This is a genomic window from Sutcliffiella sp. NPDC057660 (genome assembly GCF_042800035.1).
Classification (GTDB): Bacteria; Bacillota; Bacilli; order Bacillales; family Bacillaceae_I; genus Sutcliffiella_A.
This window is the reverse complement of record NZ_JBHVHV010000016.1, coordinates 82,848-101,698: the sequence shown is the minus strand read 5'-3', so window position 1 is coordinate 101,698 and position 18,851 is coordinate 82,848. Positions and strand designations below refer to the sequence as shown.

Sequence of the window (18,851 nt, the reverse complement as noted above, 5' to 3'; positions counted from 1 at the left end):
ATATATGTTAACAAATGTTGTCCACACTCTTGTGGATAGTGTTAATAAATTAGATAAGACCTATTATATCAATATATTTTAAAATTATGATTGTGAATAATATTTCGTGGAAAACAGAACTCTAGCCTGTTGATAATGTGGATAAACGTGTGTATATCTTATTTCCCAGCACTTCTGCTTGTTGATAACTCTGAGAAACGCTGTGAATGACCAAATTTACCCTTTCTCTAATGCTGCTTTTTGCCTATTTCTAAATAATTATAAATTTTCTAACTATTTTCCAGTGATACTAAAAATATATAAGCCAAACTAAGAGAGAGATTGCCCAATTTAAGGTAAAATAGAAGTATCCATTGAAATTGCAAACGGAGTGTTGTTATGAGCAGATTTATGATCGGACTAGATATCGGAACAACCACCGCAAGCGCAGTTATTTTCACACCACAGGGCGAGGTTGTTTCGGAATATGAATGCGCCTATTCCACCTATCATCCTAAGCCAAGCTGGTCGGAGCAAAATCCTTTGGAAGTGGAGAAGGCGGCACGTGAAGCCATTACCAATTCCATGCGGCAGAACAATCTCATTGCCTCTGACATTATCGGCTTAAGCATCTCAAGTCCCATGCATTCTTTATTATGTATAAATGAAAAAAACGAACCGATTTCACCGTTAATAATTTGGTCTGACAGCAGAAGCTATCCGCAGGCTGCCATTATGAATGAGACATATGGAAAAGGGATATATGAAAATACCGGTACACCCGTTCACCCAATGTCTCCCTTCGTCAAGCTGATCTGGATGAAGGAATCGCAGTATGGTCCATATTATGAAGCAAGCCGATTCGCATCCATTAAAGAATACATTATATACAAATGGTGCGGACAATGGAAGGTAGATTATTCCATCGCTTCTGCAACCGGATTATTTAATATCCATACTCTTGAGTGGGACAGTGAAGCTCTGACGATTGCAGGCGTCCACCCTACCCAGCTTTCAACTGTCGTCCCATGCACGGAGCAGGTTGGACCGTTAGCAGCAAAGGTCGCCGATGACCTGATGCTGACAGCTGAAACACCCATTATCATCGGCTCAAGTGGCGGCGTATTGGCCAATATCGGAATCGGGGCCATTCATGATACTGAAACAGCCTTAACAATCGGATCGAGTGGAGCGATAAGAAGATTTACAACAGAACGCAAAACAGATGATCAAAAGCGTACCTTTCAATATATTTTCACAAAAGAGCACAGCATTATTGGCGGTGCTTCGAACAATGGAACAGCTGCCCTAAAATGGCTTGCACGACAATTTTCCACCCTCACCAAAAGGGATACCATTGAGACGGCTGACCTGGAATCTCTGGCTGCCACATCAAGTGCTGGTGCGAACGGCCTTTTCTTTATGCCCTATCTAGCTGGGGAACGCGCGCCAAAATGGAATGCCAAAGCAAAAGGCGGCTGGATCGGGCTGACGCTTTCCCATAATAGTGCCGATATGATCCGTAGCGTGATGGAAAGTGTAATTTTTAATATGTATGAGATACAGGAAGCGTTAACAGAGAAAGCAGGGCCAACCAAGAAACTTCTCATCAGCGGCAGCTTTGTCCACTCCCCACTCTGGGTGCAGATGACAGCTGACATCTTTCATAAAACCGTCCTGCTTCCAAAAAGTGACCACGCAATCGCATGGGGGGCAGCGTGGCTTGGGCTCTATGCGCTAGGGAAGGTGAACTCCATGGATGAAATCAAGCAATATATTCCTATCCAGCAGGAGGTTCTACCTTCTGTAAAAAACGTCGTCATCTACGAGGAGCATTATCACCTTTTCAAGGAGCTCTACGTGAAAAATAAACCATTGTTTGCGGATTTGGATCGCTTGCAGCAATAGAATTTTTTAGCCTTTTGCGGAATTTCTTCCTGCTGAAAGGCTTTTTTGCGATTTTTGATGTGCAGTAGCAACTATAGGGTGACTAGGTTAAGCGGGGAAGCATTATTTGGTTGCTATATCAGCCGGATCACATATTTCCTCTTTAAAAACAAAAAATCGTATCAAACCGCCTCCATGAGACTGTTCGATACGATTCCCCTATATTATGCTTCTTCAACGCGGTCGCGCTTTTTGATACTTATTCCCGTAAACCCATAAAACACGCTGATCAACGGACTGAGCAGACAGAAGAATGCAAATGGCAGGTATTCCAAAACCGGCACTCCAAGTACACCTGCCATGAATACGCCACTGACTCCATATGGGATCAGGGGATTGATGACAGTCCCTGCATCCTCTAAAACCCGGGCGAGGTTCTTTTTGGAGATGCCCTGCTTTTCAAATTCCTTTTCAAAGGCATGACCTGTCAAAATGATGGACATGTATTGCTCCCCTATCGTGACATTCACTCCGATTGCGGTTGCAACAGCCGCGACGACCAGCTTTCCAGTTGATGAAATGAAGGATTGCAGCATCAGCATCACCCTATTGATGATACCAAGCTTCTGGATCAGTCCGCCCATGCTCAATGTCAATAGCACCAGGGAAACGGACCACATCATGCTTTGAATGCCACCGCGAGAAAGTATGTTATCGATGCTTTCCTCCCCTATTTCACTCTTATAGCCATTTTGCATCACATTCATGAGCTGCGTGATGGTCGTTTCAGGTTGAAGAATAAATGCCACTACTGTTCCAGTCAGAATACCAATGATCATGACAAAGATCGCCGGTACTCTTTTCATGGCAAGGCCGAACATGATCACTGCCGGCAGCAAGGCAAGCGGATGAACCAATCCGGCCGCTTTCAGTTTTTGTGGAAGCTCGGAAACCTCTCCCACCGCCCCGAGCTCAGCGGGTTTCCCGATAATGCTGAACAACACGACACATATTATAAATGCTGGAACCGTCGTCCACAGCATATGCTTGATATGGTCGAACAGGTCCACCTTGCAGACAGCCGATGCAATATTCGTTGTATCCGATAAAGGGGACATTTTATCTCCTAGAAACGCTCCTGAGATAATGGCACCAGCCACAATGGCCGGATTAAAGCCCATTGCCGTACCAAGTGCGATGAACGCAACGCCAACAGTCGATGCCGTCGTAAAAGCACTGCCGATACAGGTCCCGATGATTGCAGTCACGATAAACACGCTTGGTAAAAAGAAATCCACCGAAATGATTTGGCTGCCGAAGAAAATGAAAGTCGGAATGGTGCCGGACAGCATCCACACCCCTATCAATATTCCAATCAGAATAAATAGGAAAATCGGAATGAGCCCTTCCTTCAGGCCGCTTTTCAATCCCTCTTCAATAAATGTCCAGGACAGCTTCTTAATCAAAGCGTATACCATCAGCACGATGATAGCCACAAAGATGGGAATGTGCGGCTCCGCTTTAAATGTAAATAATGAAATCCCGATAATTAATAAAATAAGTGCAATAATGCCGATCGCCTCAAAACGGCGGATACGAAATGCTGTATGATGTTGTTCCATGTTGAATCCTCCAGTTGTTATAAAAATAGTTTGTCCTACATCTAATAGTTCACTCACATGATCAAGCCAATAAAAAAAGCCCCTCCATTCCCTAGAAACTAAGGGACGAAGAAACTCCGCGGTACCACCCTAATTAGCAAAAATACTTTGCTCACTCAGTAAAATCAATAGCTCCTGAAAACTATGTACGGTAATTCATCCATCACTGGCCTAGATTCACACTACCCATCTAGTCTCTGCTTGCTGCCCACATGATAGACTACTAAATACAAACGCTATCTTCCTATATTCCATTGCTCTACTCGGCTCAACTAACCTCTAAAAAAAGTTCGCTAACACACTTAAACGCTTAAACGCTTTTAGGTGTTAAAGTATATGTTTAAAGATATTATAGATTCTAGGGCTTGTCAATGGGAAATTTTAATAAGGTGCCTGACCCGCTCCGTATTAAAGCACTAAAGCATCACCCTCCCCGGACGCCAGAATTGACCAGTTTCTACAACCTCATTTCCTATTTTATAGGACTTTTCATCTATTTAGAGGATATGGATTGTTTATGGAGAACATAAAGGAGTGCAGATAAATGGCAAAGGGAGGAATAGATTTTTGTGCTTATTTTTCGGAAGTTCATCAATAGCATCAACAAAATAAATAATGTTTTCCTATTTTTTATGACTGTTCTGACGATCGGGGTCAGCACAATCGTCATGAGAGCATTGGAGCCAGACACCTATCCTAGTTGGTTTGATTCGTTGTGGTGGGTAATGACCACCATGACAACAGTGGGATATGGAGACTTTTATCCGACCTCTGTAGCCGGAAGGGTGTTTGCGATGGTACTATACATAATCGGAATCGGGATCTTGGGGGTCGTCATCGGGAAGATTGTGGATTCATTCAGTACGTTCAAACGATTGAAGGGGGAAGGAAAATTGAAGTTTAAGGGAAAGAATCATATCGTCATCATCGGCTGGTCCAAGAAGTCCGAGTATGCCATTAAGGGAATACTTAACAAACAGAAGTGCGAAGTGGTCATCATTGATGACTTGGAAAAAGAGCCATTTATTCACGACAGAGTTCATTTCATCTCTGGTGATGCGGCTACAAAATCGGTTGTAGATATGGCCAATGTACAGGAAGCAAAATCCGTCATCATTTTTGCAGACGATAAAATTGATAATCCCCTGCTTGTGGACGGGAAAACGATGATTTTGGCTGCGTCTGTCGAGCAGTATGCTCCTAACACGAAAACCATCATTGAAGTCCAAAAGGAAGAGCACCTAAGAAGCTTTGCCCATGTCAAAGTCGACGAATTCATCCTTTCCAATGAAGTGGTTTCCAATATGGCAGTAGATTTTTCCGCATAAAAAAAGGGCTGATCGATTCGCCCTTTTTTGCTTTTAAAAGATTTTTTATGACCTTGGCGAAAAGAGCATCACAGAGACACCGATCAGGCAGATTCCTGCTCCGATCCAATCGTAGAGGTCGGGGGCCTTTCTGTCGATTCCCCACCCCCATAATACGGATAGAACGATAAATACCCCACCATACGCAGCATAGACCCGTCCAAAAGTCGGAAAGGCCTGATAGGTTGCAATTATTCCATAAAGGACAAGCGCTCCGCCTCCGAAAACGGCCCAATACCACGGCTTGCTTTCCCGTAATGAGAGCCAGATCAGATATCCCCCTCCTATTTCCGCTAATCCTGCTAATAAAAATAAGATAATGGTGTTCAGCAAATACCAACACTTCCTCTATCTGGTTTCAAACTTTCACAAACACCGGCACCTTTAAAACAAAGCTTGTCTGCTCTTCCGTAGAATGGCAATAGATCTCTCCATCATGCTTCTCGATGAGTTTTTTGCAGATATAGAGTCCTATTCCAGTTCCAAGGTCCTTTGTTGTAAAAAATGGTTCAAAGATGGCATGAATCACATCTTCTGTTATTTTCGGGCCATTGTTGATAATTTTCAATTCAATAGCATGTTGCACTGCCTTACATTCAACTTTAATCAGCCGTAGATCTTTCTTTTGCTGAAGCGCATCAATGCTATTCAGGATAAGATTCAAAAATACCTGTCTGAGTTCATCCTTGTTGCCGTTAACGGTCAGCGTCGGATCGGCATCCAACTCAAGGGTAACGTCCCCACTCAATAGACTGGGATATAAAAACTCTGTCAGCTCCTGTAGCAAAAAGGACAGGTTGACTTCCTCCTTCCTGCTTTCAATCAAATCTTTTCGTGAAACGTGCAGAAATTGTGAAATTCGATAGTTCAATTGATCCAGTTCATGCTGCATGATGTCTAGATAAGGCAAATGAGGGTAATCATTCTGAAGCAGCTTCGTAAAACCAATTATGGCTGTAAGGGGATTACGAAATTCATGAACAAAACTTGAGCTCATCTGTCCCAAAATGGTGAGACGCTCCTTGTGGGTCTGATGGATATAGGAATTCTTTTCCTGGAGCTGCTGTTCCTTGATTTCTGTATATTTCCTCACAGTATGATAGGAAAATTCATCAAATAGCGTATTGATTTTCTCAAAAAGCGGACGCAAATCGTGGAGGTCGATTCCAGAATTTCCTACCCATCTGATAATCTCACTTTTCCCGATATTAACGTTATAGACAAACTCACTGATATTAACATTCGCCTCTACCCGTTCCCTTGCCAGTTTATAGGCAAGCTGCTTCATTTCTTCGTCTTTAAATGGCTCTATAAGCGCCATTTTAACAAGCTTAAACATCTGGGTACCGTTACGAATCACTTCTTCCCTATAAGGATCATCTTCGGAAACAACACTTTTTTTGCGCCAATTAAGTATATATTCTTCTGCGTTCTTTTCTAAAAATAATGTTAATTTTTCCGAAGCATCCATCATCAACCAGTCACCCTTTATTATTATTTTCTTTCTTACATCATAACAGAATTCGTGAAAATAATAGGACTTTTGTGCGCTGCTTCCCTACTTTTCTCCTTACAATTTCAGGAGTTTAGAATCATGATGAATTATTTGTAAAATTTGCAACTTAATTCTTGACGATGGAGTTCGGATATATTATTCTATATTCATAGCAGAAGAATTTACGCTGCGCTAACTAGAATACTCCAAAGGGGAGTAGCTTACAGTTATGTCGACAATACGTGATTAACAATCACCGGCTTAACTGGCAACCTAAACGTTGTTTGCGAGACCTTTGCCATAACGGTAAAGGGATAATACTGAATTTTTCAAACCTTTACCAGCATTTTGGTAAAGGTTTTTTGTCGTCTATAAGGAGGAGAAAAAAGATCTAGAATCCATTCAAACCGGGTATCTAACTATTATTCTATCTACATTTACTTTAAAGGAGAAAATGAATTAATTGGACATCGATTTGCAAAAAAGATTACTAGTTTGGTTGACTTTTATTGTCACATTAAAATTATTCCTTGTTTCGATGATGACGTTGGAGGCACATAACCCACCAAGAAACCTGTCATTACAGAATCCTTCTAGTTAAATGAACCTTGTTTTACATGATATGAAAAAATAAACCACTTTTAACGGAGGTACTTTTTACATGATAAAAAAAATGATGAGCTATATAAAAGGCGGTTCCCCGAACGTGGACCTGATCTTGAAAAAAAGTGAAATGAAGCCTGGTGAAACTGTCACCGGCGCCTTCCACGTGGAAAACGGATGGACCAGGCAGGAAATAAAAAGATTGGAATGTGACCTAGTGAAGGAATTGCAAGGAAACAAGGTGGTAACCGTAGATTCTGTCACGACCATCCTGATGTCTGAGATAATGGAAGCAAAGGAGAAGACAAAATATCCTTTTAGCTATCAGCTTCCTGAAGACCTCCTTCCTACATCAGAAGGGCTCACCTATCGCTTAAATACTAGACTTGTGTTAGAAGATGATATTAAGAGAAACGACCATGATGAAATTGTCGTACTTGGCTAAAAACAATTAGGAGGAAGATAGATGGACATCGGATTATTATTGGAATATGGATGGGTGCTGCTCATCCTGATCGGGTTGGAAGGAATTCTTGCTGCAGATAATGCACTAGTCATCGCAACGATGGTAAAGCATCTGCCGGAGAAACAACGGAAGAAAGCTTTGTTCTATGGCTTGGCAGGAGCTTTCCTGTTCCGCTTCGGATCTCTCTTCATTATTTCGTACCTGGTGCACATTTGGCAGGTGCAGGCGGTTGGAGCACTATACCTGTTGGGAATTGCCATTTACCATATTTTGAAAAAGCATGTACTTCAGCCGAAGCTTATGAAAGCGGCTGGTGAGAGTAAAGGATCAGGTTTCTGGATGACGGTTGTAAAAGTCGAGCTTGCGGACATCGCGTTTGCCATTGACTCCATACTGGCAGCAGTTGCCCTTGCGGTTATGCTGCCTGAAACCGGTCTTCCTACAATCGGTGGATTGGACGGCGGCCACTTTGCGGTCATCCTTGCCGGAGGAATCATCGGACTTGTCATTATGAGATTTGCCGCAGGCTTTTTTGTAGAATTGCTTGATAAGAGGCCCGGCCTCGAAACGGCAGCCTTCTTCATCGTAGGGTGGGTAGGTGTGAAGCTTGGAATCTATGCCTTGTCCCATCCCGAGCTTGCCATCCTGTCAGAAGGATTCTCCAAAGGGGCTCCTTGGAAAATCACCTTCTGGTCAGTCCTTCTTCTCATCGGTGTCACCGGATGGTTCCTGTCGAAAGAAAAGCCGAAGGAATCTGGTGAAGTCAAAAAGGTGGTCTGATCGTTTATCGCATGGCAACTTTAAAAAGAGGGCCAGACCCCAACCAGTTTAAATCGGTTGGGGTTTGGCCCTCTCAATCTATTACTTACCATGATGGAATGGACATTTCCCCTCGATCGGCTCTGAATCATCCCCGATGAAGTACATCTTCCACTCCCTATGCTCCGGGTCGCCGTAGTGACTGATGTTCGGATGCTTGGGCAGCTGATCCCATTTTTCCACGCGCTCCCTCACTTTTTCACGGGACATGGCACCTCCTTGGGAAGTACCTTCCAAGCCTTCAAAAATACGTCTGGGTTGAAAACCGAGAACCAGGCTGTTGCCAAGATCCCTTGTTTTACGCTGCTTGTATGCCGGAGCGTTTCCGAACACAAAGTATGGCTCACCAGCGAACGAAAAGGCCCACAGATGATGATCAGGGTCAGTCGGATAATCCTTTGGCCATGGCATGTCATCCTGTTGATGCAGATATTGCAGAATATCCCAGAAATATTGGCGATAATGTGGAATGGATTTTTCTTCATTTTCCGGCTCCACAAATAAAAATAGACCATGCCTGATGAGCGGTTTATCCGGGTCAAATAAGGCATTAAAATCCTTCAGCGTTTCAGGGAGATGCTTCCAATCGTGGTGTGTAATATACGAATAACGCAACTCCCCCTTCTTCTCTCCAGCCATCCCGAAATAGCATGGAAAGGTTTTGTCAGTTACAACCTCATGGAAATTCCTGTATTCACGAATGACCCACTCCGGTACAAGACTCGGATCTGTCATATTTTCTTTTGTTAATAGTTTACCTTTCGTCCCTTGAACTGCCGCTTCCATTTCATCACCTCAGGATTTAAGTTTATTGATACATACGAAGATACCCTGAAGGAATATATGCTAAACATCCATAAGGGTTCCAAATTAGATAAAGCTAGTAACTTAAGGTACAATGAAACGGAGGAAAGTTTTACTAATCATATAGAATGAAAATGGTTTATCTGAGTCTCAGACAGGGTATTAATAGTGAGGGCTATTCCATTACAAATAATAGAATACATAGATATACAGTAGAGGAGAAACCATTCATGGGCATTTTAATTGTGGATGACAATCAGGTGAATCTGTTTGTCATAGAAAATATATTAAAAAGAGCCGGCTATAAAGACTATCAATCTTTCACCTCTGCCAAAGAGATGTTCGATTATTTGAAAATTGATAGTTCGGGACCATTGGAGAAGCCGGTCGATATCATTTTAATGGATATTATGATGCCTGAGATCGATGGAATCGAAGCATGTCGCAGACTCCAGCAAATACCCCATCTAAAAGATATTCCGGTTGTTTTTGTCACCGCATTGGAGGACTCAAATAAAGTGGCGGAGGCGTTGGATGCCGGCGGGCTGGACTATGTCATGAAGCCCATCAACAAGACCGAGCTGCTTGCACGTATGCGTGTGGTGCTCAGGCTTAAGCATGAAAAGGACAAAAACAAGAAGCAGGCGGAGAAAATCAGGAACCAATTGGACCTCTCCATGCAGGTTCAAAACAGCCTCCTGAGCGAGCCTATCTTCGAGGATCACCTGACCGTGAGAGCCTCCTATATACCAGCCTATAAGCTGGCCGGAGATATGTATTACTGGTATAAAATTGATGATTCCAAATATGCCGTGATAATATTGGATATGATGGGACATGGTATATCCGCATCCCTTGTCTGTATGTTCATCTCTTCTGTTCTCCGCGACTCCATCCGGAATTGTGCAGACCCCGAATATGTGATGAGTGAGCTGAATCGTTGGATGTACGCATTGAATACTCGAAACCAGCAAATCCCTTACTATTTTACTGCCATTTATCTCGTGATTGATACAAAAGAGAAAACGATGGAATATGTGAATGCCGGACATCCCGCCGGATTCGCTCTGGTGGATGAGGATGAAGTGGTTGAGCTATCAAATCGGACATGTGCTGTCGGCTTTTTCGAAAAGGTGGATATCACCAAGACGACTATTTCCTACCAGGATTCCGTTCAGGTCCTTCTTTATACAGATGGTGTGGTGGAGACAATGGAAAAAGTGGGAATTAACCAATATCCGCAGTTCCTGAAATCTGCATCGAAGCTTTGGGACCTTCCAAATATACAAGAACCCATCAATCTAATTCTTTCAGAGGAGCTGCAGGCAGAAGCGGCAGATGACATGTGTGTTGTGTTTATACAGGCGAAATGAATATTACATAACCAAAAAAGCTGAGAGTTAAGGGAACAAACCCTTAGTTCTCAGCTTTTTTTCGATAGATTTTATCCATGGTATCAAACTCCTCAAAGCTCGGATGAACATCGGTCCTGAGGACTTCCTTGCTTCCAAGGCCAAGGAAACCGTCCGAACTCAGACTGTCCCGGAAAAGCTCGATGACGTTAAACTGCAAGTCCAGGTTGAAGTAGATCAGGACGTTGCGGCAGACTATGATATGAAACTCGTTGAAGGATCGATCTGTGACCAGGTTGTGCTGGGCAAAGACAATTTTACTTAACAGTTCCGGATGGAAATAGGCAAATTGATGATCAGTATGATAATACTCGGAGAAGGAATTCTTCCCCCCTGCCTGTATATAGTTTTTCGTGTAGGCCTGCATTTTGGAGAGTGGGATGACGCCTTTTTTTGCCTTATCCAATATTTTCTCGTTCATATCGGTCGCATAGATTTTTGTTTTATGACCCAGCCCTTCTTCTTGCAGGAGTATGGCCATGGAATAGGCTTCTTCCCCTGAGGAACAGCCTGCGTGCCAAACCCGGATTTCCGTCAGCTCTCTTAGTCTCGGAATCACTCTTTCCCTGAATGCCAAAAAGAATGAGGGATCGCGGAACATTTCAGTCACATTGATGGAGAAGTCATCCAGCACTTTGTTCAAATAGGTTTCATGATGGATGACTTTTTCCGTTAGTTGGCTGATATTGTCCAATCCTTCAAGACGCAGACGGTTCTCGACTCTTCTTGTAATGGATGAGAGCATATATTTTCTAAAATCGAAGCCTGATAACTTGTAGACGGCCTGCAGAAACAATTCAAGTTCTAAATCCTCTTTGTTCACGTTTTTTCCTCCAAAAAGCTCAATTCTTGCAAAAAGGAAACGGCTACCTCATCCAAAGATTTGTAACCGTTCCCTCGTATTTATACCTTAATTTTTTGCAACCCAAACGCGCATCGCAGAAAGTAGCTGATCTAATTTCAACGGTTTGCTGATATAATCGGAAGCGCCTACTTCCAAGCACTTCTCTCGATCACCTTTCATCGCTTTCGCAGTAAGGGCAATTATTGGAACGTCTTTATGTTTTTCCAGGTTGCGGATGGTCTTGATCGCTTTGTATCCGTCCATCACCGGCATCATGATATCCATCAGGATGATGTCCACATGCTCTGTTTCATGCAGGATATCCAAACACTGCAAGCCGTTTTCAGCTGTCAGGATGTTCATATCCTCTTTATTCAATGCATTGTTAAGTGCATAGACATTTCGATGGTCATCGTCCACCACAATAACTGTCTTTCCTTTCAGAATATTAGACAGGTCCTCCTCTGCCGGCACATAGCTTTGAGCTTTGACTTCCTCCGCTCCAGCAGCCATATTCAAGAGCCTGTTTTCTTCCTCTAAAAGTTCTGTGTCCGTACCTGAGGCCACTTCCTGCCAAGCTGCCTCCACTTCCTTCATCTGAGGCATCCCGTTTGGAAGGCTCGGAATAATAAGCGTGAAGGTACTTCCTTTGTCCTCTTCACTCTCCACTTGCACCACTCCACCAAGAAGCGTGGAGAATTCCTTGGAAATGGATAATCCCAGTCCAGTTCCGCCGTATTTTCTCATAGTAGCTCCATCCCCTTGATGGAACGCTTCAAAGATCAATCCAAGCTTATCCTCGGATATTCCAATGCCGGTATCAGTTACAGAGATTTTCAACCATGTCTCGGCTTCGACCGGAACTTTTGCACGGAGCAGGTCCCTTCTGTTCGCCTTTTCAATCTCCACTGTCACTTTCCCTTTTTCGGTGAACTTGAAGGCATTTGATAACAGATTCTTCACAATCTGCTGAAGGCGCTGCTCATCCGTATAGAAAACTTCCGGCAGGTTGTCCCCTTGGATTATTTTGTAGTCCAATTTCTTATGCTTGGCGATATGCGTGAACTGAAGCTCCAAACGGTTCACAAACTCCATCACATTTACCTCGCCAAACATGACCTCAAGCTTCTTCACTTCCACTTTGGAAAGATCCAATATGTCATTGATCAGGTTCAACAGATCCTGACCGGAGGAATTGATGACTCTCGAGAACTCTTTTTGTTCTTCTGTCAGATTCTCATCGATGTCTTCAGCCAGCATCTCTGATAAAAGCAGAATACTGTTCAATGGTGTTCGCAGCTCATGGGACATATTTGCCAGGAACTCAGATTTATATTTAGAGCTGAGTTGCAGCTGCTTCGCTTTTTCCTCAAGCTCCGTTTTCGCCTTCTGCAGGTCGGTTGATTTTTGTTCAGCATCACGTGAGCGCTCTTCCAATTGCTCATTGATCATGCGCAGTTCCTCCGCCTGCGTCTGAAGCTCCTCGGATTGTGCCTGAAGCTCCTCGGACTGGGATTGCAGCTCTTCTGTTTGGGCCTGTGATTCAAGAAGAAGTCGCTCAACTTCCATTCTTCCTAATATGTTGGTAATAGCGATGCCCAGTGTTTCCAGCACTTTCTTTAACAGATTCTTGTGTGTGTCGCTGAACTCCGTCAAGCTCGCCATCTCTATCACGGCAATGACTTCATCCTTTATGATGACCGGAGCGATGATGATGCTTTTTGGTTTTGTATTGCCAAGGCCGGTCGTAATTAATGAATAGCCTTCCGGAACGTCCTCAAGCAGGATGGTCTTTTTATCCCAAGCGCATTGACCTACCAGTCCTTCACGCAGCTTGAACGAATCTCCACCAACGTTCCCTGCACCATCTGCATAGGTCGCCACTTTGTTAAAGGTCGAATGCTTACCTTCTCCATCCGACAGATAGAAAGCGCCAAGCCTTGCATCCATTAACGGAGTCAATGTACTGATGAACTTCTCAGCGAGCGAGTCGATAGATACATTTCGGTGATATAGATTAATGATGTCACCCGAATTCGTCTGCACCCAGTTCTGTCTGCTGATCTCCTCGGTGTATTTCTTTTCTTTTACATGATAGTCCTCAATGGAGGATGCCATCGTGTTGAATGCATTCGAGATTTCCCCTATTTCATCCTTGATTGTGGTATCCAATCGTGGCAGGGAGGAAAGATTGTCATAGTCTATGTTTGTAATCCCGGATTTCACTTCATCCAGGCGTTTGTTTGTACTGCGAATGACCCAAAGTGTCGTACCAACTATCACAATCAAGGAAACTAGTACCGTTAGTAGTAGTGAGCCAATGAGCATTTCATAGGTTGTATTCGCTTCTTCCAGATTGTCTTCCATAATGCCTTCCTGCAGCTCTTTGAATTCAGAGATATTCTCCAATAGAATTTGTCTGTTTTCCAGTTGACCGCTATAAATAGCTTGAACTTCGCTATTTTGTGCACCTGCATTAATTTGGGCAACAATGTTTCGTTCCATTTCCCAATAAGTATCATAGTTTTCTTGGATCTCTGCTAGAAGCACCTTTGTGTCGTTTCTATCCAAAGTGGCACCAAGCTCTGTTATTTCGCGCCTCACTTCCTCACGATTGATTTGCAGGGAGGAAAGATTCTCCGCAATGTCTTCATTTTCATCTCTATTTATTACATACAATAGCTGTCTATCCGTCTGATAGAATAGCTGTCTTATTTCCATTGCTTTACTTACTTTATAATAGCGGTCCTCCACTATCTCCAGCATATTCGTTTTCATGGAATTGGCCATAATGATAATTACAGATAATAAAAATACAAGAAAAAAGACCGTAATCCCTAATCCAACAAATTGCTTTTTCCTAAAGCTCACCATAACGCCTTCTCTCATCATTTATTTCAAGTCATGTACATATGTCTCCATGTTCCTAATATAACAGGTGTTGGTAAATGGTGCTAATTTAAATTGGCACATTTGAAATGTTTATTTTGTATTTTCTCGTTAGCGTAATATTTCAAGGGCAAATACCGCTATGACGAGCTTTTTCATAGATTTCGGGTTGCAAAAAGCCCTTCAACGAGGCCATGACGAGCTTTTCCATAGATTTCGAGTTGCAAAAAGCCCTTCATCGAGGCCATGATGAGCTTTTTCATAGATTTCGAGTTGCAAAAAGCCCTTCATCGAGGCCATGATGAGCCTTTTCATAGATTTCGAGTTGCAAAAAGCCCTTCATCGAGGCCATGACGAGCTTTTCCATAGATTTCGAGGTACAAAAAGCCCTTCATCGAGGCCATGACGAGCTTTTCCATAGATTTCGAGTTGCAAAAAGCCCTTCATCGAGGCCATGATGAGCCTTTTCATAGATTTCGAGTTGTAAAAAGCCCTTCATCGAGGCCATGACGAGCTTTTTCATTGTTTTCGAGTTACAAAAAGCTCATCATCGATGCCATGATGAGCTTTTCCATAGATTTCCGGAGGAGAAACACGCTTCATCGACGCTATTCCACTCGTCCCTCCACTTCCACCTTCTTCAGATAAAACTCCGCGAGCTCTCTATTCCCTTCGAGTTCCTGCTTCCCTTTTTCGCTTATCTTATAAGTCCCTCTCTTCACTCTCTCAAACCAGCGGTAGTAGTTTTTAGTGAGAATCGAAGAGGTTTTGTCCCCTGTGCCCATTTCCTTAAGCGCCTTCGGTGACAAGGGGCCATATTGTTCAAGGTAGCAGGCGATCCTGATGCAGCTTTCCTTGTAAGCGGTCATTATCTTCGTTTTGTTGCTGCCGCCGATATTCGAATCCGAGCTGCGACCATCCATTTCCTTCAGGAGCGCTTCCCTTTTCTTTTTGTTTTGGCGCATACTTTTGCCGCGATCAAAAGGAGTGGGATGGAAAACAATCTCGGTTGTCTTGCGGTTCCCGGAGAAGGAGACGATGATCAAACCAAGCTCCAGCCGGCGGATAAGGTGGCATAAATCCGTCCAACGTTTCGTCCTTCGGTTGATATTGGGCTTTGGGATGGCGATATAGACAAGGTCTGTCAGCTTTTGCCGTTTGGTCGCCTGGATGAGCAGGTTCACATTCAGTGTGAGCTTCAGCTCCACCACGACGACCTCATCCCCTTTTACCATGGCGATATCGCAGTCGTTCACTTCCCCGTACACCTGATAGCCTTCTTTGACAAAAAGCTTCTGGATCGGTTTGTATAGGTCTGCTTCGTAGATTTTTTTCTTTTCTGCCATTTCTAAACACCTGCCAACCTTTTATATCTTTAGAATTTCTCGGATGTCCTCTTCTGTCAAAGTCGAGGACACCTTCTCCCCGGGGTCGATGATTTCTTCCACAAGATGTCTCTTTTTGTCTTGCAACTCATTTATTTTTTCTTCGATCGTGCCGTGGGAAACAAGCTTGATGACCTGGACTACATTGGTCTGGCCGATGCGGTGTGCCCGGTCTGCAGCCTGCTCTTCAACAGCAGGGTTCCACCATAGGTCATAAAGGATGACGGTGTCAGCACCTGTCAGATTGAGTCCTGTCCCTCCCGCTTTCAAGGAGATAAGAAAATAATCGCGTTCTCCCTGGTTGAACCGCTGGCAGTTTTCCACCCGTTCCTCCGATGGTGTCTGCCCATCGAGGTAAAAATACGGAACTCCTTGATAGGCCAGTTCCCTGCCGATCAGCTCCAGCATTTTCGTGAACTGAGAAAAGATCAGTACCCTTCTGCCGGAAAGCTTGGATTCCTCAATGATCCGCAAGAGCATATCAAACTTTGCCGATCCGCCACTATAGCCGTCCACAAACAGACCCGGGTGGCAGCAAATCTGTCTTAAGCGGGTCAAGCCTGCCAGAATCCGTATCTTATTCTTCCGGAGTGTGTCCTTATTCAAATGCTTCAGCGTATCTTCGCGAAGCTTGGCCAAGTAGGCAGCGTACAGCTTCTTTTGTTCCGGAAGAAGCTCTACGGATTCGATGCTCTCCAGTTTTTCCGGAAGTTCAGCCAGCACGTCCTCTTTCAGCCTTCGCAGCAAAAACGGACGAATGCGTCTGGCAATCTGTTTCCGCGTTAGATTGCTGTAATCACGCAGTCCCATGAATAGCTCCGGAAAAACCACATGAAAGATCGACCATAGTTCATCGATGGAGTTTTCCACTGGAGTCCCTGTCAATGCAAAACGATGATCTGCCTGCAGCCTTTTCACAGCACGCGCCGTCTGGGTGACAGGATTCTTGAATGCCTGCGCCTCATCAAAAAATATCGTATGGAAGCTCATGTTTTCAAACCACTTCGCATCTCTTCTTAGCAACGGATAGGAAATGATGACGACATCCATTTCCTCCACCTTTTTCAGGAGCTCATCTCGTTCTTTTTTCACGCCGTCGATGACAATTGCTCTGATTTCCGGAGCGAATTTCATCAGCTCGGCGAGCCAGTTGTACGTCAGCGAGGACGGGCAAACAATAAGTACGGGACGCTTACTGTTTCGGATACTCCCGAGCTCCGATTGGATGAATGTGATGCTCTGCACTGTCTTCCCAAGCCCCATGTCATCTGCAAGAATACCGCCAAAACCATAGTGCGCCAATGTTTTCAGCCATTTGTAGCCTTGTACCTGATAGTCCCGTAAAATGGATTCAAGCTGCGGTGGCACCTCAAAATCCATGCTGCCAGGGTTACGGATCTCCTCCAGGAACTGACGAAAGGATGATTCCGCTTTAAAGATACTCTGGTCATCAACAGTTTCAAGCAGCTTCAAGCCTTGGATAACCGGAACATTCAAGCCGCTTTCCAGGTCCTCCTCCTGAATGGGGACAGCCTGTAGAAAGCGCTGGATCTCCTCTATTTCCCTCGTTTCAAGTGACATGAGGGAACCGTTTTTCATCCGGTAATACTTTCGCTTCTCTTCAATGGCGTAAAGCAGTTCCTTGATCTGCGACTGCGGGATGCCGTCTATATCAAACTTGAATTCCAGCCAGTTCGTCCGCTCCTTTTTGACACGCACCCGGATCTTGGGTCTTGCAGGCTCACGGGCAATCCGGTTTCGGACAGCCGTTGTCGCATAGATCTGCACCAGCTTTTGAACTTTCGGCAGTTCATGATAGAGGAATTCATATTCAAGCTCTTCATTATGCAAGAAGAAGCCTTCCTCGGTCTTTGCAAATTCACCGTCCTCGAAGAATTGGAGAATACGTTCCTCTTTCTCCTTATCGCGCACTATTTTAGCGGCACCAATCGGGTCACGGGTTTCCAAAGGATTGACGATGATGTTGTCATAATGAAATTCCAGTCCTGCGAGCAGGCGGTTTTTCACACGATCCAAATATAGTTTGGCCACAAGCTTCGTCTTGGCCAGCTTTTGTAAAATGCTATCGGAAAACTGGACAGTTCCAAGCTTACGCAGACCTGGTACCACCTTTTCCAGAAACATCTTCAGCTGATCCTCGTGTATCGGAATGTGATTGGTACCAGATGCATCGAGCAGCTGCTTCAGCTCGAAAAGCCGCTTGCAATCATCTGTCTTCACCCTTATCAGCTTTCCATAACGAGAAAGAATCATGTCGTATGCGGGCAGCACCACCATTGCCTTCAGACCAGTGACAGACAGCCGATAGCCTCCTCCGTCTTTTTCTGCAAAAGTAAAATGCAAAGAGAGCGCTTCGTTCGAAACAGAGAGTTCGTCAAAGACTTGACCGTCCTGGTCCAACTTTACGCTAGGAGCTTTTTGGAGGTGAGGGAGCATTCTTTCCCATGCAGAACCTGTGATCGAGAGACCGTCACCGCTCTGCCCCTTATCATCCTCTGCAAGCTGAATAAGACATTGTAAAACAGCGTCCGTTTCATGATCAAAGCAATGCTTTCTCGGGTCATAATTACCTGCTTTAAAAGGAATCCCTTTTTCCACACTGTGCAGAAAATCCCAGATGTCCTCTATGGGTGTTCCACCCAGTTTCAGCTCCATCGCAAAGAGACGTTGTTCCACAAGCTTGCAAACAAACGTCACCTCCAGCACTTCCCTTTTTTCAAAATGACGCTGATACCCGCTTCTCGGTTTTGGGGTATCCTGAAAAAGCGTAAACACTCCTTCTGTCAGCGAATTCTGAAAAGTTGCATTCTTCCCCTGGTCGCCAATCGCAAGCAGTACACCCGCCACATGCTGGCAGTCCTTTTTCACCGAAGCAAGTTTCGGGCAGCTGCATGTCGCTACAAAGCCACCGTCCAACTTGCCTTCGATTGACACATGGAAATCCTCCACTCCACTTACAGTCGCTTCACATCGTTCGGGACTGTAGTATTCAATTGAAACCTTATCTGCGCGGTAAAAGGCTTCGCCCCTTTTGAAAGAGACGGTCCCGCACCGATCCTGGATAATCTTTTTTGTTAAAGTAATATTCAACCGTCTTGCCCCTTCTTCCATCTCGTACATTGTATTAGTACGATTGTAACATAGAGAGGAATTTTCTTATTAGTGTTATCCAAGAAAATTCTCCCGCCGGATAAATAGAAAAATATGTTAAAATGGATA

The 18,851-nt window shown here is 44.2% G+C and carries 13 protein-coding genes; 5 read left to right on the top strand and 8 right to left on the bottom strand.

Features of this window, described 5'->3' with window-relative positions; all coding sequences use genetic code 11:
* Positions 1-378 precede the first annotated feature (378 nt).
* A complete protein-coding gene (locus tag ACFVAD_RS18495) occupies positions 379-1,887 on the top strand; it encodes a gluconokinase (RefSeq protein ID WP_386643447.1) in 1,509 nt (502 codons plus the stop codon).
* 203 nt (positions 1,888-2,090) lie between these two features.
* On the opposite strand, the gene nhaC is transcribed toward ACFVAD_RS18495, so the two are convergent.
* Positions 2,091-3,488, bottom strand: a complete 1,398-nt coding sequence (gene nhaC / locus ACFVAD_RS18490; protein ID WP_386643444.1) for a Na+/H+ antiporter NhaC — start codon at positions 3,486-3,488, stop codon at positions 2,091-2,093.
* Positions 3,489-4,096: 608 nt separating this feature from the next.
* Here nhaC and ACFVAD_RS18485 point away from each other — a divergent pair.
* A complete protein-coding gene (locus tag ACFVAD_RS18485; RefSeq protein ID WP_386643442.1) occupies positions 4,097-4,855 on the top strand; it encodes a potassium channel family protein in 759 nt (252 codons plus the stop codon).
* Positions 4,856-4,900: 45 nt separating this feature from the next.
* Here the strand turns inward: ACFVAD_RS18485 and ACFVAD_RS18480 are convergent, their stop codons facing one another.
* Together ACFVAD_RS18480 and ACFVAD_RS18475 are read right to left on the bottom strand one after the other, a co-directional pair.
* Positions 4,901-5,227 carry a YnfA family protein gene (locus tag ACFVAD_RS18480; protein WP_386643440.1) on the bottom strand — a complete coding sequence of 109 codons (327 nt, stop codon included), beginning with the start codon at positions 5,225-5,227 and terminating at the stop codon, positions 4,901-4,903.
* Between the two features lie 25 nt (positions 5,228-5,252).
* Entirely contained in the window at positions 5,253-6,368 is a 1,116-nt protein-coding gene (locus ACFVAD_RS18475; RefSeq protein WP_386643437.1) for a histidine kinase N-terminal domain-containing protein, read from the bottom strand.
* A gap of 682 nt (positions 6,369-7,050) precedes the next feature.
* Here ACFVAD_RS18475 and ACFVAD_RS18470 point away from each other — a divergent pair.
* Both ACFVAD_RS18470 and ACFVAD_RS18465 read left to right on the top strand, forming a co-directional pair.
* Positions 7,051-7,437, top strand: coding sequence for a sporulation protein (locus tag ACFVAD_RS18470; protein ID WP_386643434.1), 387 nt, complete (start codon positions 7,051-7,053; stop codon positions 7,435-7,437).
* A gap of 21 nt (positions 7,438-7,458) precedes the next feature.
* Positions 7,459-8,238 (top strand): TerC family protein, encoded by a 780-nt coding sequence (locus ACFVAD_RS18465; RefSeq protein ID WP_386643431.1) that lies wholly within the window; start codon positions 7,459-7,461, stop codon positions 8,236-8,238.
* A gap of 81 nt (positions 8,239-8,319) precedes the next feature.
* Here ACFVAD_RS18465 and ACFVAD_RS18460 read toward each other — a convergent pair whose 3' ends face one another.
* On the bottom strand, positions 8,320-9,063 hold the full coding sequence (locus ACFVAD_RS18460; protein ID WP_386643428.1) for a YqcI/YcgG family protein: 744 nt from the start codon (positions 9,061-9,063) through the stop codon (positions 8,320-8,322).
* A 248-nt stretch (positions 9,064-9,311) separates the two neighbouring features.
* On the opposite strand from ACFVAD_RS18460, the gene ACFVAD_RS18455 reads away from it, so the two are divergent.
* Positions 9,312-10,454 carry a SpoIIE family protein phosphatase gene (locus ACFVAD_RS18455; protein WP_386643425.1) on the top strand — a complete coding sequence of 381 codons (1,143 nt, stop codon included), beginning with the start codon at positions 9,312-9,314 and terminating at the stop codon, positions 10,452-10,454.
* Positions 10,455-10,497: 43 nt separating this feature from the next.
* Here the strand turns inward: ACFVAD_RS18455 and ACFVAD_RS18450 are convergent, their stop codons facing one another.
* The 4 genes from ACFVAD_RS18450 to ACFVAD_RS18435 form a co-directional block, all read right to left on the bottom strand.
* Positions 10,498-11,316 (bottom strand): CheR family methyltransferase, encoded by an 819-nt coding sequence (locus ACFVAD_RS18450; RefSeq protein ID WP_386643422.1) that lies wholly within the window; start codon positions 11,314-11,316, stop codon positions 10,498-10,500.
* 87 nt (positions 11,317-11,403) lie between these two features.
* Entirely contained in the window at positions 11,404-14,211 is a 2,808-nt protein-coding gene (locus ACFVAD_RS18445; RefSeq protein ID WP_386643419.1) for an ATP-binding protein, read from the bottom strand.
* A 623-nt stretch (positions 14,212-14,834) separates the two neighbouring features.
* Complete coding sequence (locus tag ACFVAD_RS18440) at positions 14,835-15,572, bottom strand: DUF2161 domain-containing phosphodiesterase (protein ID WP_386643417.1); 738 nt, start codon at positions 15,570-15,572, stop codon at positions 14,835-14,837.
* Between the two features lie 21 nt (positions 15,573-15,593).
* Positions 15,594-18,722, bottom strand: a complete 3,129-nt coding sequence (locus ACFVAD_RS18435) for a DEAD/DEAH box helicase (RefSeq protein ID WP_386643414.1) — start codon at positions 18,720-18,722, stop codon at positions 15,594-15,596.
* Positions 18,723-18,851 lie beyond the last annotated feature (129 nt).